Annotated in this window: 18 protein-coding genes and 2 pseudogenes; 18 read left to right on the forward strand and 2 right to left on the reverse strand. The window is 37.9% G+C overall.

Going from position 1 to position 21,913, the window contains the following annotated elements; genetic code table 11:
- Nucleotides 1-8: 8 nt before the first annotated feature.
- From A3G9_RS1000000109995 to treC, 8 genes and pseudogenes are all read left to right on the forward strand, one after another.
- Nucleotides 9-191 carry a GNAT family N-acetyltransferase gene (locus A3G9_RS1000000109995; protein ID WP_075646597.1) on the forward strand — a complete coding sequence of 61 codons (183 nt, stop codon included), beginning with the start codon at nt 9-11 and terminating at the stop codon, nt 189-191.
- Between the two features lie 114 nt (nt 192-305).
- Nucleotides 306-752, forward strand: coding sequence for a GNAT family N-acetyltransferase (locus A3G9_RS0108165; protein ID WP_002819243.1), 447 nt, complete (start codon nt 306-308; stop codon nt 750-752).
- 257 nt (nt 753-1,009) lie between these two features.
- Nucleotides 1,010-1,621: a MarR family winged helix-turn-helix transcriptional regulator gene (locus A3G9_RS0108170; protein WP_002821398.1), complete on the forward strand. Its 612-nt coding sequence runs from the start codon at nt 1,010-1,012 to the stop codon at nt 1,619-1,621.
- Between the two features lie 157 nt (nt 1,622-1,778).
- A pseudogene (locus A3G9_RS01000000109640) lies at nt 1,779-3,556 on the forward strand (ABC transporter ATP-binding protein).
- A gap of 19 nt (nt 3,557-3,575) precedes the next feature.
- Nucleotides 3,576-4,226, forward strand: coding sequence for a GDSL-type esterase/lipase family protein (locus tag A3G9_RS0108180; protein WP_002819236.1), 651 nt, complete (start codon nt 3,576-3,578; stop codon nt 4,224-4,226).
- Nucleotides 4,227-4,465: 239 nt separating this feature from the next.
- Nucleotides 4,466-4,954: a PTS sugar transporter subunit IIA gene (locus A3G9_RS0108185; RefSeq protein WP_002819234.1), complete on the forward strand. Its 489-nt coding sequence runs from the start codon at nt 4,466-4,468 to the stop codon at nt 4,952-4,954.
- A 20-nt stretch (nt 4,955-4,974) separates the two neighbouring features.
- The gene (locus A3G9_RS0108190) at nt 4,975-6,486 is read left to right on the forward strand and encodes a PTS transporter subunit EIIC (protein ID WP_002819233.1); all 1,512 of its coding nucleotides are present in this window, start codon (nt 4,975-4,977) and stop codon (nt 6,484-6,486) included.
- 18 nt (nt 6,487-6,504) lie between these two features.
- Nucleotides 6,505-8,151, forward strand: a complete 1,647-nt coding sequence (gene treC / locus A3G9_RS0108195) for an alpha,alpha-phosphotrehalase (RefSeq protein WP_002819232.1) — start codon at nt 6,505-6,507, stop codon at nt 8,149-8,151.
- A 34-nt stretch (nt 8,152-8,185) separates the two neighbouring features.
- On the opposite strand, the gene treR is transcribed toward treC, so the two are convergent.
- Entirely contained in the window at nt 8,186-8,908 is a 723-nt protein-coding gene (treR, locus tag A3G9_RS0108200) for a trehalose operon repressor (protein ID WP_002819231.1), read from the reverse strand.
- A 282-nt stretch (nt 8,909-9,190) separates the two neighbouring features.
- Here treR and A3G9_RS0108205 point away from each other — a divergent pair, with 282 nt between their 5' ends.
- The 9 genes and pseudogenes from A3G9_RS0108205 (at nt 9,191) to A3G9_RS1000000110760 (ending at nt 20,378) form a co-directional block, all read left to right on the forward strand.
- Nucleotides 9,191-9,718, forward strand: coding sequence for a hypothetical protein (locus A3G9_RS0108205; protein ID WP_002819230.1), 528 nt, complete (start codon nt 9,191-9,193; stop codon nt 9,716-9,718).
- A 477-nt stretch (nt 9,719-10,195) separates the two neighbouring features.
- Complete coding sequence (locus A3G9_RS0108215) at nt 10,196-11,368, forward strand: iron-containing alcohol dehydrogenase (protein ID WP_002819228.1); 1,173 nt, start codon at nt 10,196-10,198, stop codon at nt 11,366-11,368.
- Between the two features lie 1,102 nt (nt 11,369-12,470).
- On the forward strand, nt 12,471-13,088 hold the full coding sequence (lepB, locus tag A3G9_RS0108225) for a signal peptidase I (protein WP_002819226.1): 618 nt from the start codon (nt 12,471-12,473) through the stop codon (nt 13,086-13,088).
- A gap of 215 nt (nt 13,089-13,303) precedes the next feature.
- Entirely contained in the window at nt 13,304-14,158 is an 855-nt protein-coding gene (kdsA, locus tag A3G9_RS0108230; protein WP_002816795.1) for a 3-deoxy-8-phosphooctulonate synthase, read from the forward strand.
- Nucleotides 14,145-15,098 (forward strand): KpsF/GutQ family sugar-phosphate isomerase, encoded by a 954-nt coding sequence (locus tag A3G9_RS0108235; RefSeq protein WP_002819220.1) that lies wholly within the window; start codon nt 14,145-14,147, stop codon nt 15,096-15,098. The genes kdsA and A3G9_RS0108235 overlap by 14 nt, the downstream gene beginning before the upstream one ends.
- Nucleotides 15,099-15,345: 247 nt before the next feature.
- Nucleotides 15,346-16,431 carry a zinc-dependent alcohol dehydrogenase family protein gene (locus A3G9_RS0108240; protein ID WP_044888989.1) on the forward strand — a complete coding sequence of 362 codons (1,086 nt, stop codon included), beginning with the start codon at nt 15,346-15,348 and terminating at the stop codon, nt 16,429-16,431.
- A gap of 157 nt (nt 16,432-16,588) precedes the next feature.
- Nucleotides 16,589-17,218 (forward strand): CBS domain-containing protein, encoded by a 630-nt coding sequence (locus tag A3G9_RS0108245; RefSeq protein ID WP_002819218.1) that lies wholly within the window; start codon nt 16,589-16,591, stop codon nt 17,216-17,218.
- 253 nt (nt 17,219-17,471) lie between these two features.
- Nucleotides 17,472-20,113: pseudogene (gene ppdK / locus A3G9_RS01000000109645) on the forward strand (pyruvate, phosphate dikinase).
- Nucleotides 20,088-20,378, forward strand: a complete 291-nt coding sequence (locus tag A3G9_RS1000000110760; protein WP_002820355.1) for a hypothetical protein — start codon at nt 20,088-20,090, stop codon at nt 20,376-20,378. Before ppdK ends, A3G9_RS1000000110760 begins: the two are co-directional and overlap by 26 nt.
- 134 nt (nt 20,379-20,512) lie before the next feature.
- On the opposite strand, the gene A3G9_RS0108265 is transcribed toward A3G9_RS1000000110760, so the two are convergent.
- On the reverse strand, nt 20,513-21,436 hold the full coding sequence (locus tag A3G9_RS0108265; protein WP_002821401.1) for an L-lactate dehydrogenase: 924 nt from the start codon (nt 21,434-21,436) through the stop codon (nt 20,513-20,515).
- Nucleotides 21,437-21,738: 302 nt separating this feature from the next.
- On the opposite strand from A3G9_RS0108265, the gene A3G9_RS1000000110000 reads away from it, so the two are divergent.
- Nucleotides 21,739-21,913 (forward strand): helix-turn-helix domain-containing protein (locus tag A3G9_RS1000000110000; RefSeq protein WP_015639733.1); only part of this gene is annotated, 175 nt, incomplete at its 3' end.

The following is a 21,913-nucleotide window of genomic DNA, read 5'->3' on the forward strand; positions in this document are numbered from 1 at the left end:
GAAAAGGAATTGCCACTGAAGCAGCTGAATGTTTGCTTAAATTAGGTTTTTCATCTTATTCTCTTAATAAAATTTCTGCTTCTTTCGTACCGAATAATATTGGTTCAAAGAAGGTACTTAAAAAAATTGGTATGCATTATGTTAGTACTACTGAAAGAGCTTTCGACAAAAAGGAATTGCTTTTGATCTAGATAATTTTGAGATAACAAAGGCAGCATATTCTCCGAAAGAGAAGATAAGTAATTTATAATCGGATTAATCGCCATTAAAATTCAAACATATATTATTAGAGAAAGTTAACTAGGGTGGAGCAATTTAAATTTTTTAAATTTGGAACAGAAGATCAAGAATATTATCGTGAAAATCTTATTTTAAGAAACGAAGTTTTAAGGAAAACGATTGGAAAAAATATTTTTGATGACGATCTCGAAATTGAAAAAAATAATCTTTTTTATGGGATCACCATACATAAACACTTGATCGCAACTTTTAGTCTTTTCGATGAGGAATTATTAACTGCTCATTTGGTAGCTTTCGCGGTCAAAAAAGATTTTCAAAAACAAGGCCTAGGATCTCGACTTTTAAAGTACGCAATAGATGATTTAAGAAATCGTGGTTATAAGCAAATTAAAACCAACGCGAGAACCAGTGCTCACGGTTTTTATCTTAAAAATGGTTTTAAAGACCTTGGTCCGCGCTATCATAATTCTAGACTGGGTATTGATGATTACTCGATGGTATATGTTTTGTAGCCACTTATTCTTAAAATTTTTTGATCGAGTTTTCAAATCCGATTAACCGGAATTAGATTCAGGTCAGAAAAGAAAGATTTTATTGCTCTTATTCTAATAATCTGGAACTGGAATAAGAGTTTTTTTGCTTAATTAAATAGTGCAAGTACTTTTCTATAGTTAGTTAGTTAATATTGACAAAACTAACTAATAAATATAGAATTTATTTTGTTAGAAAATATAAAACTAACTAATTAGATAAATTGTGAGGCGGAAAAATGAATAATAAGGAGATTTTTGAAGAACTGGCAACATTGGCACGCCAACCCGCCATTTGGTTTGCAGCCCGGAGCTTTTATGGTCATGGTGGCAACCAGCGACCAGACAACAGTCGACGTTTACTAAGAGTTTTAGCGGAAACGGATAATAATTTAACTGCCGGAGCGATCGCTGATATTTTAGCAATACGACCGGCTTCGGTGACGCAAATTATTAAAAAACTAGAGAACGACGAGTATATTCAGCGTGTTAGAGATGAGAGCGATGCACGGGTGGTTCGTGTGAAAATAACTTCCAAGGGTCGTAAACGATTGGAGTTGTTAGAAGATAAACAAAGTGATTTCCAGACAGAATTATTTGATGTTTTTGATGACGATGAGCGCCAACGCTTCGGCGAAAGTTTGCGTAAATTAAACGAGCACGTAATGTCGGATGAGTATCTGGACAATATGCGCAGCAAAATGGATAAACACATGCGCTTTGGTTTCGATCATTTTGTGAATGTTAGCAATGCACGAAAATTTCATGAAAATCAGACTGGATATCTTAAAAAAATGCGGCAGCATCAACAACAAAGACCTTTTAACGATGAAGATAATGAGGGTATTTAATTAAAGAAGTAATACCAACAAAAAACATGACTATTCCATTGAATATAAATGAAATAGTTCTGTCGGATTCGATCAATTTTAGCAATGACAAGAGTTTGTCTTAACTATTTTCGGTCAGAGCAAAGGAGAAAAACTAATGTCAGAAAGAACGCTTAGCATGCGTACGACATCCACTAGCCGCAAAAGTAAGAAAGCGCTAAAAGCAAAGATTTCGGGCCTTTGGAAAATTATTAAAATAGCGCATCCACAATTCAAATGGATGATACCGGGGCTATTGTTCTCAGTTATTGGCGTGGTCTTCAATTTAATGACGCCAAAATATTCGGGAAAATTAATTAATTCCTTTAGCGGCCAAAGCTTAAAAAATATTCATCTTGATAGCACGACCATAGCGCTTGTTTTGGCCCTGTTTATTGGCGGCGCCATTGTATCGGCCATTGGTAATTTTTTGACCGGTGTGGCAGGAGAACAACTGGTGCGTAATTTACGCGAAATCGTTTGGGATAAATTGGTTATTTTCAAAATGCCGTATTTTGATAGTGTAAAATCCGGAGAAACAACTTCCCGTTTAACAAGTGATACTTCGCAGGTGAAAACATTAGTTGCTAATACATTGCCAAACTTTTTGACAAGTATGATTTCAATGGTTGGTGCGGTTATTTTGATGTTCACAACTGATTGGCACATGGCAATTTGGATATTTATTGCTGTACCGGTTACAGCTCTATTAGTAGCGCCGGTCATGGTTTTGGGTTCAAAAGTAGGCCGTGGTACTCAGGATGCAATGGCTGATTTTACAGGTGGATCACAAGAAACTCTTGCCGAAATGCGTTTGGTGAAATCTTCCGGCGCTGAACAGCATGTTTTAAAACGCGGTGTTGATCAAATTCAAAATTTGTTTAAATTCGGGCGGCGCGAAGCTATTGTTGATGGTGTAATGGGACCGATCATGACAATGGTAATGATGGGTTTGTTTGCTTTGATTTTAGTTGTTGGTTCTTTACGTGTTGCCAAGGGCGAGTCGTCTATGGGAACATTGTTTAGTTTCATTATGTATCTATTTCAGATTATGCCTGCTCTGGTAAGCGTGGGTACCTTTGGTTCGACCTTTGCCAAGACACAAGGTGCGACACATCGCTTGATTGACTTGTTGGATGAGCCGGTTGAAGAACTTAATAAAGGAAAAAGCGTTGATGTCGAGGGACTCACTCTAACAGCTGATCACGTTGATTTTGCCTATGAAAACGATCAACCGATTTTACACAATGTATCCTTTGAGGCAAAACCGAATACGATTGTGGCCTTTGCCGGTCCTTCAGGTGGTGGCAAATCAACAATATTTCAATTACTTGAACGTTTTTATCAGCCTGATCAGGGAACTATTAATATTGGTAATCACAATATTGAAAATATTTCACTCAACTCATGGCGCTCGCAAATCGGCTTTGTATCACAGGATTCATCAATTATGGCTGGTACAATTCGCGATAATTTGACCTACGGATTAAAAAAAGAGTTTTCTGATGAAAGATTGTGGGAAGTTTTGCAATTAGCTTATGCAGATAAATTCGTTGACAACATGCCAAAAAATTGGATACACAAGTCGGCGAACGGGGAGTAAAAGTCTCCGGCGGCCAACGTCAACGTTTGGCAATTGCTCGTGCTTTTTTGCGGAATCCTAAGATTTTGATGTTGTATGAAGCAACAGCAAGTTTGGATTCCGAATCGGAGGCAATGGTGCAACGTGCCCTTGAACAATTGATGAAAAATCGAACAACCTTGGTTATCGCACACCGCTTGTCAACAATCGTCGACGCCGACAAGATTTACTTTATCGAACACGGTGAAGTGACTGGTTCTGGTACTCACCAAGAATTGTTAAAAAGTCATGAGCTATATGCTGAGTATGTTTCTGAACAATTTGTTACCAAATAATTTAAAAGAGGTAATTGAAATGAAAAAAGAAACACAGAAACTAACAAAATTAGATCCCCGAATTACAGAATTCCAAGATTCTCTTCGAAAGAAATATGCCGAAAATAACAAAAAAGCAAAAAAAGGACAGATTGATTTTGTTGGTTCGTCATTAATGGAATTTTTTCCCATTGAGAAAATGCAAAAGGATCATGATCTCGGTTTGAACAAAATAATTTACAATCGTGGTGTTCGTGCCACAACGACAGCGGATTTGCTTCAACACACCGACACACTTATCTTTGATTTGGTACCCAGTAAAATTTTTATCAACATTGGATCAAATGACGTCGGGTTTAATGTACCAGAAAAAATTTTTTTGGAAAACTACGACAACATCTTAAAACGAATAAAAGAAAAACTGCCAGACAGCAAAGTATTTGTGATGGCTTATTATCCGATGTCAGGCACTGGCACTGATTTTGATGACAGAAGCAACAGCGATCTGCAAAAAGCAAATGAAAAAGTTCGTCAATTAGCTGAGGAAAATGGCTATCAGTTTATCAATGTTAATGAAGGACTAGCTGATAGCGAAGGCCATTTACGTTCCGACTTAACTTTTGACGGAGTACACATGCTGCCAGCCGGCTTTGAGATCGTGCTTAAGAATTTAATGCCTTATTTAACATAATTTAGAAAGAGTCAGAATCAATTATTTCTTTCCCCGAGAATTCGTGAAAAATTTGAATTTGAAACTACTGAAAATCATCTCTTAATTGAGATGTTTTTTTATTGAAAAAATCTCAAAAATAAAAACATTGCTGAAAGCTTTTTTTGAAAACGCTTTATGTAAACACTTGCAAAAAGTTCAATGATTGATTATGATTAAGGAGTAAGGCAAAGTTGTACGTACAAGTGAAGGAGGTAACGATGCTGGGTTTCGGAAAAAAGAAAAAAGTATTAGTTGATGATCAAAAATTGTATGTTCCCGTAAACGGAAAGGTTGTCAATTTATCGACTGTTTCTGACCCTGTTTTTGCTCAGAAGATGATGGGCGAAGGCTTTGCTGTCGAACCGGAAGACAAGCTAGTTGTAGCACCTGTCTCTGGTGAGGTCACCGTCCTTCAACCACATGCTGTTGGATTTAAAAGAGCCGACGGCTTGGAAGTTTTGCTTCATATGGGTATCGATACGGTCAGCATGAATGGGGAACCCTTCAAACTTTTTGTCAAAGTAGGCGATATTGTTTCCGGTGGCGATAAAGTCGCCGAAGTTGACTGGTCGGAAATCAAGAAAGCTGGTTTTCCTTTAACAACAATGGTTTTGATTACTAATTCCAAGGACTTGCTTGACGATTTTTCTGTCGATTACGGAGTTTCCGATCACGGAGAGTCTATTGGTTGGGCTAAAAGTAAGTAATTTTTATTTGAGAGGTTATTATGGCAAAGCAAGATTATAAAAAATTGGCTGCCGATATCATCGATGGTGTTGGCGGAGCGGATAATGTTGACAAAGTTATTCATTGTATTACTCGATTAAGATTTTATTTAAAAGATGAAAAGAAAGCCGATACAGAAAAAATTTCCAGTTTGCCTGGGGTAGCAGGGGCCGTTTACAATGTGGCGCTTGGCCAGTATCAAATTGTTATCGGCCCTGCTGTCACGGATGTCTATGATCAGGTGGTAGCCCAATTGGGTACATCAGTTGTCGATGAAAATGCGACTAATCAAGCAGTGGCCGAGACGCAGGCTTCAGCAGGAAAAAAGCGGCCAACTAATCCTTGGGGCTGGATTGTCTACGGCTTTCAATTATTGATTGGAACGATCACAGGCTCAATGATTCCGATCATTGGATTGTTGGCAGCTTCCGGTATTTTAAAAGGTTTTTTGACCCTTTTTACATTTAACTTAGGTTGGATTGATGTTAAATCAACAACTTATATCTTGATTAACGCGATGGGCGATTCGACCTTTTATTTCCTGCCGATTCTAGTCGGATACACGGCTGCTAAGCAGTTGAAATCCGATCCGATTACTGTCGCTGCCATCGGTGGTGTACTCGTACATCCAACCGTAATTGCGATTGCAGCGGCCTCGACAAAGGGAATAAATAGTTTATTTGGAATTCCTTTAAATGCAACCTTCTTTGGTTTGCCGATTCACATTCCGAATTATTCTTACACAATTTTTCCAATTATTTTCGCGGCTTGGCTGGCACGCCCGGTCGGAAATTGGTTGAAGAAAGTTTTGCCGCTTAGTTTACGCTCGATTTTCCAACCTTTATTCACACTGTTTATTGTTACAACAGTTGTTGTAGCTATAGTCGGCCCGGTTATTTCTCTTATTTCGGCTGGTTTGGCTGCTGTGATTAACTTTCTGGTTACTTCTAACGAAGCAATTGCTGGATTGGTTATCGGAGCTTTCTATCAGTGCTTGGTTATCTTCGGTCTGCATTGGATGGTTATTCCACTTATTTCCAACGATATTGCCTCGACGGGACATTCTGTTTTAAACGGATTAGTTAATTTCACAATGATTGCGCAAGGAGCCGGAGCTTTGGGCGTTTGGGCAAAATCAAAGAAAGAAGATCTTAAAAACCTGGCCTTTGCCGGTGCATTATCTGGTTTTGCCGGAGTAACAGAACCAGCAATGTATGGTATTAATTTGAAATACGGGCGTGTCTTTTGGATGGCAAGTATTGGCAGTGCTGTTGGTGCCTTTACTGCTGGATTAATGAAAATAAATATGTATGGGTTCACGGGATCCTGGATTGGTTTTCCTTCCTTCTTCTCAAAGACAAACCCGAATAATATTTGGATTTTCGTAATTGCAAGTATTGTAACGACGGTTGTTTCGTTCCTAGCTGTTTACTTCTGGGGATTCAAGGATAACGACGTTGACATGGTAAGAAACGTCGAGAGAAAGAATGTCTTTAAGGAGGCAGTTAACTAATTTATGAAGGACGGAACTATGTCTGACTTTGCAAATAAAGTTGTCTATCAAGTTTACCCAAAATCGTTCAAAGACAGCAACAATGATGGTATTGGCGATTTGAAGGGAATTATTGAAAATTTACCGTATTTAGCCAAATTAGGAATTGACTATTTGTGGCTGAATCCGATTTTTCCTTCCCCTCAACGCGATAATGGATACGATATTAGTGATTATCGTGCGATTGATCCGATTTTTGGCACAATGAATGATTTTAAGGAACTTGTTTCCAAAGCGGCTGAGCATAATATTAGCATTATGATGGACATGGTATTTAACCATACTTCGATAACTCATCAATGGTTTCAAAAAGCTTTGGCCGGGGACAAAAAATATCAGGCTTATTATATTCTTAGACCCAAAAAAGCTGACGGTTCCGCTCCAAATAACTGGCAGTCCAAATTTGGCGGCAGCGCCTGGGCATCGTTTGGGGATACTGACTTGGATTATCTGCATTTATATGATATTTCCCAAGCGGATTTGAATTGGCGGAACCCGGAAGTTGTTTCGGAAGTAAATCATGTGTTGAAATTTTGGCTTGATAAAGGCGTGAAAGCTTTTCGTTTCGATGTAATCAACGTAATTGGCAAGGATCAGCAATTATTAGACGATCCGACTGGCGGGGACGGTAAAACTATGTATACGGATAAACCAATCGTCCATGATTACTTGCAAAATATGTATCGAGACGTTTTTGCTAAAGAAAATAATATTATGACGGTCGGCGAACTAAGCTCAACTAGCGTTGAAAACGCAGTTGAATACACGGCACCGGATCGTCACGAACTGTCGATGGCATTTACTTTCCATCATTTAAAAGTCGACTATCAAAATGGCGATAAATGGACCAAAATACCTTATGATTTTCAAAAATTGCGACAGGTTCTGCATCAATGGGGAAAGGGCTTATCGGATGGTAACGGCTGGCCTGCTTGGTTTTGGAACAATCATGATCAACCACGTGCGATTAACCGCTTCGTTTCCAACCCGAAATATTACCGTTTGGGAGCGGAAATGTTGGCTGCCGTTGTTCATTTGAATCGGGGCACTCCATATATATACATGGGTGAGGAAATCGGTATGATAAACCCGGATTTCAAATCTATCGATAGTTATGTCGATGTCGAATCCCATAATGCTTATAAAGAATTATTGAAAAAAGGGACCTCAGCTAGTGAAGCTTTCCAAATCGTTAAAAGCAAGTCACGTGATAATTCTAGAATACCAATGCAATGGAATTCAGAAAAATATGCTGGTTTCTCACGACACAAGCCGTGGTTGGCTAATGGAAATTATAAAGATATCAATGTTGCTAAGGATCTGTCTGACCCGAATGGATTGTTTAGTTTCTACCAACAACTTATTTTATTGAGAAAACAAGAAAAAGTTATTGCTAAAGGGGATTATCAACCTTTCTTTCCAGACATTCCCGAAATAATTGCTTTTAAACGACAATTTCAGGAAGATTCATTACTTGTAATCAACCATTTTGGTGAAGAAAAAATTACTTTATCACTGCCGTTAGAGTCTCTTGGCGGGAAAATTATATTGTCGAATTATTCGAATAAAAGGATTGCTAGGCAGTTAACTCTTAAGCCATACGAGACACTTGCAATTAAATATTAAAATAAAACCCGATCTTTTAAGAGCGGGTTTTTCGTTATTTTTTTTGGCGTCGGGAGAATTCATTAAATTGAAATTTATCAGGTCGGTGTCTACTGATCGTATGTTGAAAATATGTTGTGTCGGCTAAATGGACACGACTTTCGACTTGGATTAAACGGTTCTCCCGTTCGGGAAGATCGGGCATTAACAAGCGATCCTGCTTGCTGATTAATTCTGCTGTCACTGATTTTTCAGCATATGAAATAGTAAGCTTCTCTGTGTTTTCTAAATATTCATAGATTGAACCAGCAGCAATTTCAGCTGTTAAATTATGCACCACGCTCCGATCGAAATAATCTTCGTCAATGACACTGGCCAAACCGTTAATATAACGGACGCGAATGAGGTGATATAGTTTGGTTTTGGCCGGAAAACCAGTCGTTTGTCGGTTCATAGCCGTTGATTGAAGTCTCTTAAGCAACACAACTTTTGTATTTGCATCCAACCTTTGAACCTGTTTTAATTCTTGGAAACTTGTTAAACCAGAAATTGGAAAGTTGACTAAACTATGTTGCAAAACCTGTGATCCGCGGCCATGCTGCTTTTGAATAAAACCGTCCTCTTCCAAATGTGATAAAGCTTTGCGGACGGTATCCCGAGAACAGGAAAATTGACTGGCTATTTTTGCTTCGCTCGGCAAAAAAGAATTGGCAGGGTACTTTTCCTGAATAATATCTGTTTTGAATTGTTGATAAATTTCAATATAGCGTGCTGTCATCAGACGTTTCGTATTTCATCAAGAACTATGATTGCTGCATCTCATTATACTTGAAAACGTTTTTCAAGCACACAATCTTAGGCCTGAATCTTGAAACCGAATTTTGAAGTTTTTGTTTTCAAGAATCATTTAATTTTAAATTTTCATGCAGAAATTTTGGCATAATGAGAATAAAGTTTTTAATTTAGATATAGTAAAAAGAGGCTAATTTTAACTAAAATAATTAAATTTATACTACAAAATTTTTCCAACGAGTTTTTAAGAGAAACATTATTTATACTTTTGATCATCATTTTATTCGTTGCTATTGCTTTTTCCTTCAATCGGCTGCCCGTGTTTAAAGGGAAACTGCTGGTTAAAAACGGCAAAATTTCAAAAAAAAATTTGAGTGATGATGGCAAAAGAGAAACTAACTATATAAGGGTTCTCTTGAAAAAGGAGAAGGGTGTACCAATTCTTTTTGATAGACTCTATTTAATCGTCGAACCAAAATCGGAAAATAATAAAGTTATTCCAAAAAATAAAATTGTTTTAAATATTAGAACGCTCCTTGTTGAGGGTGAAAGAATATCCAAGACGGCTAATAAAATGGTTTATGTTCCTTTTTCACTAGACGGTTTGGACGGATTTTTCGTAGACATTAGTTTTTCTACCGTTAAAAAATCTATTTCAGCAAAGTTCACCGGTTTGGATTATTCGAAAACAAATTTTGTTTTTGCCGCTCGTTTAGTCACGGGTGAAATAATTTATTCAAATAAATTCAAAATTAATATTTCCAAGCGTTCGTTATACACTCTGCCTGAAAATTAGCTGGTCAGTGAGATTTTAGATTTAAAATACTTTTTCAGGACATGTTGTCCAAGTCTTTTTTAAACATCCTCACAAGCTCCATTATGTCGCTTTCTCTTGTCAACTCGATTGAATCATACTTTTGCTGAAAATTAGAATTGAGGTTCATCAATGCAATTGCAAGTTCGATCGCACGATCTAGGTTTATATTTTTGTCCATTCAACACCCGTTCTCCTTTATTTTTGCTAATCATTCATTAAGAAAGCTATGAGGCTTTTCTCGTCAATAAGCTTTATTTGTTTTTGATCAAAGAACTCAGCAACTTTAATTTTAACCAAAATAAATTATTTTAATTAAAAAATAAAAATATTTAAATAAAAATATTCCAATAAATATTCATTCACGACCTTTGATTTAACCGAAAAGTTTCCTTGTGATATATTTATCATGAATAACACAAAATAGTATTATCCATCCCAGAAAGAAGGCTTAAAAATATGGTAGAGCGTGCATATGATTTTTTGATGCCCAGTGTTAATTTCTTTGGTCCGGGGGTCATTTCAAAAATTGGCGAACGTGCAAAAATGCTGGGAATGAAGAAACCGGTTATTGTAACTGATAAGTTTCTTGAGAATTTAAAAAATGGTGCTGTTGCTCAAACACTTGCTTCTTTAAAAAAATCCGGTGTCGATTATGTTGTTTATAACGAAGTCGAACCGAACCCAAAAATTCATAACATTAAAGAAGTCAAAACATTGTACGAGAAGGAGGACGCTGATTCAATTATTACGGTTGGTGGTGGATCAGCCCATGATACCGGAAAAGGTGCCGGCATCATTATGACGAATGGCGACGACATTACAAAATTGGCCGGCATCGAGACGCTGAAAAATCCGCTGCCTCCGTTGATTGCTGTTAACACGACAGCCGGGACTGGTTCGGAATTGACCCGGCATGCTGTTATCACTAATGAAGAGACGCACCTCAAATTCGTTGTTGTTTCCTGGAGAAATATTCCTCTTGTGTCGTTTAATGATCCGACATTGATGTTAGACATTCCAAAGGGACTAACAGCTGCAACTGGTATGGATGCTTTTGTTCAAGCAGTTGAACCTTATGTTTCGGTTGATCATAATCCGATTACTGATTCACAATGCATTCAGGCGATTAAATTAATTGAAAGCAGTTTACGTGAAGCTGTTGCTAACGGACACAATCTTCAAGCTCGTACCAAAATGGTCGAAGCCGAGATGTTGGCTGGAATGGCCTTTAATAATGCCAATCTCGGTTATGTACATGCAATGGCTCATCAGTTGGGTGGCCAGTATGATGCCCCACATGGTGTTTGCTGTGCGTTGCTTCTTCCTTATGCTGAAGAATACAATTTAATCGCCGATCCGGAACGTTTTGCCGAACTGGCACGGATTATGGGCGAAAATACTGATGGATTGTCAACCAGAGACGCCGCCGAATTATCAATTAAAGCAATGAAACAGCTATCTGAAGATGTTGGTATATCACACTCGATTAAAGATATCGGCGCAAAACCCGAAGACTTCGACTTAATGGCAGAAAATGCCTTAAAAGACGGCAATGCATTTTCCAATCCACGTAAAGGTACTAAAGAGGATATCGTTAAAATATTCCAAGAAGCTTACGATGCAAAATGAATAACTTGATTATTGGTCAAATATTAAAAACGAAATTCGTATACACATTGAGTATTTAAGTTAAAAAAACTCCCGATCCAAGTAATCGGGAGTTTTAATTAATTACAATCCAATAAGAGTATTAATATAACCACGATCTTTATCATCAATTGCAGTTATTTAAAATAGAGAATCACAAATTCAAACATCAAGTAATTTGAAATCGAAAGAAGTTGTAAGCAACATTGTTGTATTCGCTTACATTTATGTATTATAATAAACTTTGGCGTTGATAACAACGTCCTCGTATAAGTTCTTCTCTTAAAATTTAGTTTTCTCTAAAAAACAGTCATATTTGTGGCTGTTTTTTAATTCATAGTTATATCAAACGATTGATAATTGTTTAAGAACTTTTTTGTCCAGATCGCTTTTATGATTTATTTTATATTAAGCATTATTTTTTTGTATAATTATTAAGATTATTTTTTACCGATGAAAATTAAAGTACTAAAAAGAAGTTTTAAATATGGTTTTTTTATCACTACATTATTGACGATTCTGGATGCCACGAAGCACCTATTGTTTGATTATGAGGGAATCCACGATACCTATTCGCTGTTATTGAAAAACAATGCTGTGTGGGTCTTTATTATTTCGATTTTTTCCCTCTACTTGCTTCTTGTCCTCCTTGCGACTGTTGTAATTTATCTTTTTTTCAATTTCACGCATAAGCTGTTGTTCCGGAGATCTCGCTGATCGATTCCTTTTTTTTGGCAGCTTTTTTGTCAATAGGCCTTCCTAATTAATCGACTAGTATTTTTGAGTTAAAAAAATGCCCCAAAAAGTGGGTGGGCATAAACGTTTTTTGATGTAAACATAAAAAATTGAAAGTGTAAATTACTGTAAGCAACATCAATGGATGCGCTTACATCAATCCATTATAATAATTTAAATCAGATATTACAAATATCAATTACCAACAAAGAAGATTAAATTTTCCAATATAAAATCCGATTGAATCAACTCAAAAATAATATGATTTCTTTGGATATTCTTAAAATTTTTTTTTAATGATCAAGGTCTTGTAGTAGCCTATTTAGTTAGAAAGACTGGGCGGATTATTATGGGTAAAATTAAAAAAATATTTTCATGGATTTTTCCGATAACGATTGGGTTATTACTGGCATTTATAATTCATTCGTTTTTTTTGGTTCCGGTTAAAGTCGATGGCGATTCAATGTTGAATAACCTCCAAAACGGCCAGAGAGTTTGGGCTTTCAAGCTGGAAAAAATACATCGCGGCTCCGTAATTATTTTTAATGCTAAAAAAGAGGACCCCGGTATTAAAGCCAGAGAAAAATATTATGTCAAGCGTGTAATCGGTGTCCCGGGCGACAAAATTAAAGCTTCCAACGGAAATATCTATGTTAACGGCAAAAAAATATCTCAAACATATATTTCTCGTTATAACCGAACTACAGGAACCGGGAACTGGGATTTGTCATATCTGTCATCGGGCAAATCGGCTTTTGTTTCCGGAAAATCTCATTGGATTGATGGAAAAGCTGTTAAAGTTCCAAAGGGCAATTATTTTGTTTTGGGGGACAATCGTTCAGTTTCTGAAGATAGTAGATATTTTGGTTTTGTCAAAAAGTCGCACGTTCTTGGCGTTGCGAAGATTTTTCCTTGGGATAAAAGTCATAAGGCAGTCAATGATGCCTGGAAAAATTTTTTTAATTAGCAAATAGTTGTTTAATCTGGGTTCTGACCGTTTCCTAGGAAAATATTTTTTTCTTTCGAAATACGCAAGCAACCACTCCGTGAAATCAAATAGTAATTTTTATTTAATCTTTTTTCTGTATACTTGTATAAAATTAACAATTTCATACTGTTTTTCATTTTCCTTCAAATTGAAGGAAAGATCATCTTTTCAAAATTTATTTTAAGGAGAAGTTTATGACAGAAAAAATTTCTACCGTTTTTAAAGATTTTGCTTTTAAAGATTCTCAATTGACTCTTTTAGCGGGTCCTTGTGCAATTGAATCATATGAAACTTGCGCTCAAGTTGCCGAGAAACTGAAGGAAATTACCGAAAAGCTCCATATCAATTATGTTTTTAAGTCTTCCTTTGATAAGGCCAATCGGAGTTCCGCTGATTCCGACAGAGGCAGCGGCTTGGAAAAGGGCCTCGCGATTTTGGAAAGGATCAAAAAGAATTTTGATTTACCAATTGTGACCGATGTCCACGAATCATATCAGTGTCAGCCAGTCAGCGAAGTTGCCGATGTCTTACAGATACCAGCATTTTTGAGTCGACAAACCGATTTGTTGTTGGCGGCTGCAAAAACCGGAAAAGTCGTTAACATCAAAAAGGGCCAATTCATGGCACCTGAAGATATTAAATCGGCAACTTCCAAAATCGACCCAATTACGTCGAAGATTCTGATCACGGAGCGGGGAACCAGCTTTGGTTATCATCGCTTGGTTGTTGATATGACCGGTCTGATCGAGATGAGGGAAGCCGGTTTTCCAATCATCTTCGATGCGACTCATTCTGTTCAAGTTCCAAGTGCTCATGGCAATCATTCCGGTGGCAATCGGGATTATGCTTTTCCATTGATGCGGGCTGCCTTGGAAATCGGCGTTGACGGCATTTTCGCCGAAGTTCATCCTAATCCGCCGGAAGCTATCTCCGATGCCGATAATCAATTATATTTGAGCAAGATTGAACCGATTTTAGTCTCTGCCAATCATATTTTTCAAGAACACCTGGCCAGCCAAGAGGAGAGGTCCGCTGATGGCTTATTATGAGATCGCTCGTGATGTATTTGCAAAGGAATCGGCTGAGCTTGCAAGCGTGGCTAAACGTTTAGACGATAAATTTGACAAATTGGTCGATCTGATTAACGACACCAATGGCCGGATTGTGTTCATTGGAATTGGCAAATCTCAAATTATTGCCGAAAAAATTTCTGCTTCGCTTTCATCTGTTTCAATTCATAGTTTTACAGTCGATGCCGGAACAGCTTATCATGGAGACCTTGGCCGGATATCAGATGATGATTTGTTAATTTTCGTTTCGAATAGTGGCGAAACACAGGAAGTTGTCCAGACTCTTTTTGCATTGCAGACGATTTATCCAAAGGGTCTTAAAACAGTCTCTTTGACCGGCAATTTGGATTCCACTTTGGCAACTAATACCGGTCTGGCTTTTGACCTTGGCGTCTCTAAAGAAGCTGATACTACCGGGCTTGCTCCAACTAGTTCGACGACAGCAACACTGGTATTTGGGGATGCTCTTCTGGCAGCTATGGAAAAGAGTATTTCCTTTAATAGAAATCAATTCGCTTTGTATCATCCTGGTGGGACAATTGGGAAGCTATTGCTGCAAAGAGTTAAACATGTTATGCATGAAAAGGTTCCTTATGCCAACGAAGACACGCCGATTAACGAAGTTATTTATCAGATCAGCGATTATGGTATCGGAATGACTTTGGTCAAAGATAAAGATAGCGGCAAGGCGATTGGGATTGTTACCGATGGAGATATTAGAAAGAAATTCCTGTCGGTTCAATCTGTTAAAAAATCAGTAGCTTCTGATTATATGACGAAAGGCTTCGTTAGTATCAATCAGGAAAAGCGTAATAGAACCGCTTGGCAGTTAATGGCCAATCATGGAATTTCAAACTTGGTAGTTATTGATAACGACGAAAAAGTTGTTGGCGTTGTGACCATCCATGATGTTTTGTAACTGATTAATTGGTTAACTGGAATAATAATTTTTGAAATATCTATTTGGAGGGACTAATCTTGTTGATTAGTTCTTTTTTTAAACTTACATAACGATAATATTATTTGTCTAGTTTAATAATTACTGTTTTTGTTTTTTCATAATATTGCATATATTATGTATGTGTATGAACCGTTAGGCTTAATTTAAAATGAATTCAAGCCAAAATGAGTTTGTTGATGTTTTATTTGAAAAAGAGGTTATGCTTATGAAACCTGAAAATACTTTTAATTCAAAAGAATCTGTTGATGTTGGCGGTTCTGAAAGAATTCCCAGCGAAATGCGGGCTTGGGAAGTGGCTAGCCCAGCGCCAATTGATAGCTCGCCATCGCCCATTCATTTTGTAAAACATCCGGTTCCGGTCCCTAAAACCAGTGAAGTGTTGGTTCGGGTTATTTCGTGCGGTATTTGCCACACTGATCTGCATGTTGCCGAAGGTGATCTTCCGGTTCATCATCCCCACGTAATTCCCGGCCATGAAATTATTGGGCGGGTCGTCGCGAACGGCCCACAAGCAGGTCGTTTTAATTTAGGCGATCGGATTGGAGTTCCTTGGTTGCGTTGGACCTGCGGCGTATGTACTTATTGCCGATCCGGCAAAGAGAATCTTTGTCCTAATTCGCTTTATACTGGTTGGGATCATGATGGAGGGTATGCCGAATATGTGACTGTTCCAGAAGGATTTGCTTATCGGATTCCGTCTGCTTTTAACTCGGTCACTGCTGCGCCGCTGCTTTGTGCCGGCATCATTGGCTATCATGCTTTTCGTCGGGCAAATGTTCCGGCCGGAGGCCGCCTAGGTCTTTATGGTTTTGGTGGTTCTGCTCATCTGGCAGCTCAGATTGCCATTGCTCAAGGTATTGAAGTCCACGTATTCACGCGTGGAAAAGACGCACAGCGTTTTGCTTTGGAACTAGGTGCGGCGTCGGCCCAGGGCGTTTACGACCCATCTCCGGTCTCTTTGGATTCATCAATTCTTTTTGCTCCGGTTGGCGATATCGTGCCGAAAGCTTTGGAAAATTTGGCAGCCGGCGGGACATTAGCACTAGCCGGTATCCATTTAACCGATGTTCCTTCGCTGAACTACCAGAATCATTTGTTTCATGAAAAAGTTCTTACTAGTGTTGAAAGTAATACACGTCGCGATGGTGAAGAATTCCTGACTTTGGCCGATCGATTGAAGATTCATCCAAAAACAACTGAGTATCCTTTTGAAAAAGCCGATGAAGCGCTGCGCCATTTGTCGCACGGCGATATGCAGGGCGCCTGTGTTTTGCGCATCAGCGAAGGATGAATTTTTAATCCGAGAATTATGTTTAATAAAAAAACAGTTCGAATCTTTATGAAGAACGCACTAATGCTATAACTAGTATGTATTAAACAGGTGGATCGGTTATGCTTGTAATATCGCAATCTAATTTTTGATTAAAAATATTTATGGAGTTATTAGCATGGACTTTACGAAACGACAAACTCGCATTATTAATATGCTGAAACAAACCAGCCCTTTGACCAGTGAAAAAATTGCTGGTAATTTAGAACTTAGTGTTTCGACAATTAGACCGGATTTGCGTTTTCTAACTTCGGTTGAAATTTTGAATGCCCGTCCAAAAGTGGGTTATGAGTTTAAGGGCAACCAATTATTGAACTTTGATTACGATCATATTTATCAGACGCCTATTTCTGAGATTTTACTGCCAACGACCGAAATTAAGGCTAGTGACACACTTCAGGTGGCTGTCGGGAAATTATTTTTAAAAGATGTTGGTTCTCTATATGTTGTCAATGAAAAAGGTGATTTGGTTGGTTTAATTTCCCGAAAAGATCTTTTGCGAGCCAGTTTGAATAATAGTAATGTTCAGTCAATGATGGCCAGCATTATAATGACGAGAATGCCGAATATTATTACAGCAACTCCTGATATGTCGGTTATCGAAGCCGGGAAATTGCTTTTACTTCATAAGGTTGATTCTTTGCCCGTGGTAGAGAAACAGTCAAGCCGTCATGCGATTGGGAAAATAACCAAAAACAGAATTTTTCAACATTTCATCGAAATCGGTATGAAAACAATAAACAATTGAATTTGAATTTTAAATAAAATAAAAAGGGACTTTTTTGTCTCTTTTTTATAATATTTGTTAAGCATTAATTTTTTATAAAATACGTCATATTTAAAAAAATATTAAAGCAATATTCAGGTCATATTAAGAAATAAGACCGGTTTAAAGGCTTTTTGATATAAATTTAATGTAAGCGCTTGCTATTTTTTTGAATATATTATACATTATATATTGAACCAATAATACGTATTATTTGTTCAAAAGGAGCGAATATATGGCTAAACAAATATATGACTTTTCAGAAGGCAATATGAAAATGCGCGACTTGTTGGGAGGGAAAGGCGCCGGTTTGGCCGAGATGACCAATATGGATCTGCCAGTTCCACACGGTTTCACGATTACAACTGAAGCCTGTCACGATTACCAACACAGACAGGAATTAAGTGAACAGCTTCTGGCAGAACTTGATCAGTCACTAAGTGCCTTAAGCAGGCTGACGGGCAAACAATTCAATGGATCAGATCATCCATTACTACTTTCAGTCCGTTCAGGCGCTGCTATTTCGATGCCTGGAATGATGGATACAATTTTAAATATTGGATTAAATGATCAAACGGTTATTGCATTGGCAGAATTAACCGGTAATGAAAGATTCACATACGATAGCTACCGGCGTTTACTGGCTATGTTCGGTAACGTTGTCGATGGAATTCCGGAGGATGATTTTGATCAAATTTTGACGGATACGAAAATTGCCAATAATTACGAATCGGATCTGGATTTAACAATTGATGATTTGAAGGAAATTGTAGCCAAGTTTAAGAATCTTTACGAAAATTACGATCATGGTGGTTTCCCTCAGGATCCAAAAGAACAACTTCTAGCAGCTGTTAATTCGGTTTTTGATTCTTGGAATAACCATCGGGCACAGATTTACCGTCGCCAAAATAATATTTCAGAAGATCTCGGAACTGCGGTAAATATTCAGGAAATGGTTTTTGGCAACTATGGAGAGGACTCAGGAACGGGAGTTGCTTTCACGAGAAACCCATCAACTGGCGAGGAAGGCCTTTTTGGAGAATATTTGCTTAACGCTCAAGGAGAAGATGTTGTTGCAGGCATTCGGACACCGAAACCAGTCTCTGTTCTAAAGGAATCAATGCCAATCTTGTATGAACAATTGTTGGATATCGCAAAAAAGCTGGAAAATCATTATCGTGATATGCAGGATCTGGAATTTACGATCGAGAACGGAAAAATGTATTTGCTTCAAACTCGTAGTGGCAAACGAACACCGACGGCATCTGTTAAAATTGCCGTCGATCAGGTTAATGAAGGTTTGCTTAGTAAAAAAGAGGCTTTGCTTAGGGTTGAACCGGAATCTGTTTCGAAAATGCTCCATCCGGAATTTGAAGAAGAGGATCTTCGACAACACGAGATTCTCACAACTGGACTCCCAGCTTCTCCTGGGGCTGCAAGCGGACAAGTTTATTTCACAGCCCAAGACGCAAAACAAGCTAGCGATAATAATAAAAAGGTCGTTTTGATGCGTGCCGACACGTCTCCGGAAGATATCGAGGGAATGATTGTCAGTCAGGCAATCGTTACTTCGCGGGGCGGTATGACATCGCACGCAGCTGTTGTGGCACGTGGGATGGCTTCGACTGGGGTCGTTGGAGCTCACGAATTAGAAGTCGATTATCAAAAAAAGTTGCTAAGGTTAAGAATCAATTGATTCACGAAGGCGATTGGGTTTCGGTCGATGGCACAAGCGGAAACTTGTATTTAGGCAGAATCAAGACCACTGATGCAACGATCAAAGGCGAACTTTCCGTGTTGCTCGGATGGGCAAAAGAAGCCAGCAAAATGGGTGTTTATACAAATGCCGATACACCAAAGGATTTTCAAAAAGCTTTGGATTTCGATGCCGACGGGATTGGTTTAACCAGGACCGAGCACATGTTTTTCAAACCGGAACGCTTGTTGCAAATGCGTCGTTTAATTTTGGCTGAAGATGCTGCTGGCCGAAAGGACCCTTTGAAAAAACTTCTTCAAATGCAGCAGGGGGATTTTTACGAAATTTATAAGTTGGCCCGCGATAAAGAGGTTACGATCAGACTATTGGATCCGCCACTTCATGAGTTCCTGCCGCATGATGAAAAAGAAATTGAAGTCGTTTCCAAACAGACACAAATTAGTTCGGAAAAACTTAAAGATCGGATTGATTCCTTGAAAGAATCAAACCCAATGCTTGGTCATCGTGGAGACCGTTTGGCCGTTACCTTCCCGGATATTTACGAGATGCAGGTTCAGGCAATCATGAACGCTGTCGTCCGCTTGCATAATGAAGGAGTTGAGGTTTCTCCTCACATCATGATTCCGTTAACAAATTCAAAACAGGAAATGGCCTGGGTTCGGAATCTGGTGGTTAAACAGATTGATAGAGTATCGACGGAAAACGATATCGCTGTTAAATATACAGTGGGAACAATGATGGAAATGCCACGTGACTGCATCACAGCCGATGCAATCGCAGAATGTTCGGATTTCTTTAGTTTTGGTACAAATGATTTGACACAATTAACTTTTGGCTACTCCCGGGATGATATCGGTTCTTTTGTACCGGCATATATCAAAGAGGGAATTCTTCCTGTTGATCCTTTCCAGACTGTTGATACCGAAGGTGTCGGCGAATTAATGAAAATTGCGGTTGTTAAGGGAAGAAAAACGAAAAAAGATTTGCCAATCGGTGTTTGTGGCGAAGTGGGCGGCGATCCGAAATCAATCGAATTTTTTGAGGAAATTGGCGTAACTTATGTTTCCTGCTCGCCTTATCGAGTACCAATTGCACGCCTGGCTGCTGCGCAAGCACATATTCGGAGCGTTGTTAATGAACCTCAATTTGAAAAGGTTTGAAAATTTATCTCAAATAATTTTAAAAGCTCCTTGGCGGAATTTTTCAACAAGGAGTTTTTTTATTAGAGTTATTTTAATTGTTTTTTCGCTTTTGATATATTTGAACAAATATTTTTGCAAAATCTTTTATCTGGATGTGAGCATAAGGCTGATTATGTCAGCAATTTTAAAACCGGAAACCAACAAAGGATGGCTAAAAACGTTTAAAGAAATTAAAGTTTTATTCATCGCTTTTGAAAAGGATAGCAAATACTTGAATTTATGATAATTTATGTAATTATTTTTTTTAAAAGTGTTTTGATTTATGAGTTTTTTAAATTAAAAAATAAAATTAAAACCGCTCTGGCTATCCTGATTAAAGGTGAGGATAACTAGAACGGTTTTTGTACTTTTTAAAATTTATTCCATACTTTCGGCATACTTATTTTTAATATAATCTGCCGAAATTTGTAATTTTTTTAATTCTTCTTTGGTTAAATCAAGTTGTAACTGCTCAGCAATACCATCCCCACCAACAATTGCCGGATAAGACAAATAAGACTTATATTCTTCTCGATAATTTGAAACCGGCATTTCGGTCATTGAATTACTGATAATTGCTTGGTACAAAACAACTGCAGCACTGGCAATCCCGTAATTAGTATATTTTTTACCGTGAAAAACCGTGTAACCTCCAACTTTGGCTTCTCGATTGATTTCATCAAGGTCCAGTTTTTTATCAACTGCGATCTCGCTGATTTTTTTGCCAAGAACCCGAACGGTTGACCAAGCTGTGAACTGAGAGTTGCCGTGTTCTCCGAGATTGTAGCCAACTACCGAACGTGGATCGATCTTTAGTCTTTTTGCTACCGACCGTTTCATTCGTGCAGAATCTAATAAAGTACCAGTACCAAGCACGTGTTTTTTTGGCAATCCGGTAATTTGTTGATAAATTGAAGTGATTACGTCAACTGGATTTGTAATAGCGATAATTTTTCCGTTAAAATTAGAAGCTTTTATTTTTTTAGCAACGTTGACGACTGCCTTGCTTGTGAAGGGCAACTCGGCAAAACGATCATCATTGGCATTGTCTTGAAGCTTAATATTTCCAAGAGCCGAAATTATTACGTCGGTATCTTTTAATTCGGCATAATCGTTAACGAAAATATTTGTATGATAAGGCAAGTTTGCCATTGCATCTTCAAAATCAAGTGCGTCCGCTTTGACCTTTGATTCATTAGTATCAATTAGGACTAAATCATCAGCTAGACCAGTGCTGACAATCTGATGAGCAACTGTTGATCCGACATGGCCTAAGCCGATGATTGCAAGTTTACGTGACATAATAACCTCCTAGTTAAATTATTCACTTATTTTTTATTAAGTAGCATTAATCTAACGCTTTGTTGAACCTTTATCAAGCTTTTTTTGAAATAATTTTGATTAAAAACAAATTTTCTTACCAATTGTTAATTTCGCTCAAAAGTACTGATTATATTTTATTTTCTTATCATAAAATTCGTAATAAAGACTTGTGAAAGATATTTGGTAGATTGTAAAATTAATCCGAACGCTGTTCGGACAAAAAAGATCAGCTTCCTTTAAAATGGTGTTTACCACAAACCCATCTTTTAGGAGCTGATCTTTTGTCTAGTATAACCTATTCCGAACGAATTAAAATCGAAACTTTTTGTGAACTAGGGCTGTCCAATATCCAAATGGGCGTTCGGCTGAACCGATCACCGTCAACAATTTCTTATGAATTATCTCGATGTCAACCTTATCAGGCTGAATTAGCACAAACAGATGCCGAATACAAGC

Source organism: Oenococcus oeni DSM 20252 = AWRIB129, from assembly GCF_000372485.1.
Classification (GTDB): domain Bacteria; phylum Bacillota; class Bacilli; order Lactobacillales; family Lactobacillaceae; genus Oenococcus; species Oenococcus oeni.

Coding starts and splice junctions, on each gene's coding strand:
- A3G9_RS0108170 (WP_002821398.1), top strand. CDS start 1,010: ATGAATAATAAGGAGATTTTTGAAGAACTGGCAACATTGGCACGCCAA.
- A3G9_RS0108180 (WP_002819236.1), top strand. CDS start 3,576: ATGAAAAAAGAAACACAGAAACTAACAAAATTAGATCCCCGAATTACA.
- A3G9_RS0108185 (WP_002819234.1), top strand. CDS start 4,466: ATGCTGGGTTTCGGAAAAAAGAAAAAAGTATTAGTTGATGATCAAAAA.
- A3G9_RS0108190 (WP_002819233.1), top strand. CDS start 4,975: ATGGCAAAGCAAGATTATAAAAAATTGGCTGCCGATATCATCGATGGT.
- treC (WP_002819232.1), top strand. CDS start 6,505: ATGTCTGACTTTGCAAATAAAGTTGTCTATCAAGTTTACCCAAAATCG.
- treR (WP_002819231.1), bottom strand. CDS start 8,908: ATGACAGCACGCTATATTGAAATTTATCAACAATTCAAAACAGATATT.
- A3G9_RS0108215 (WP_002819228.1), top strand. CDS start 10,196: ATGGTAGAGCGTGCATATGATTTTTTGATGCCCAGTGTTAATTTCTTT.
- lepB (WP_002819226.1), top strand. CDS start 12,471: ATGGGTAAAATTAAAAAAATATTTTCATGGATTTTTCCGATAACGATT.
- kdsA (WP_002816795.1), top strand. CDS start 13,304: ATGACAGAAAAAATTTCTACCGTTTTTAAAGATTTTGCTTTTAAAGAT.
- A3G9_RS0108235 (WP_002819220.1), top strand. CDS start 14,145: ATGGCTTATTATGAGATCGCTCGTGATGTATTTGCAAAGGAATCGGCT.
- A3G9_RS0108240 (WP_044888989.1), top strand. CDS start 15,346: ATGAAACCTGAAAATACTTTTAATTCAAAAGAATCTGTTGATGTTGGC.
- A3G9_RS0108245 (WP_002819218.1), top strand. CDS start 16,589: ATGGACTTTACGAAACGACAAACTCGCATTATTAATATGCTGAAACAA.
- A3G9_RS1000000110760 (WP_002820355.1), top strand. CDS start 20,088: ATGAACCTCAATTTGAAAAGGTTTGAAAATTTATCTCAAATAATTTTA.
- A3G9_RS0108265 (WP_002821401.1), bottom strand. CDS start 21,436: ATGTCACGTAAACTTGCAATCATCGGCTTAGGCCATGTCGGATCAACA.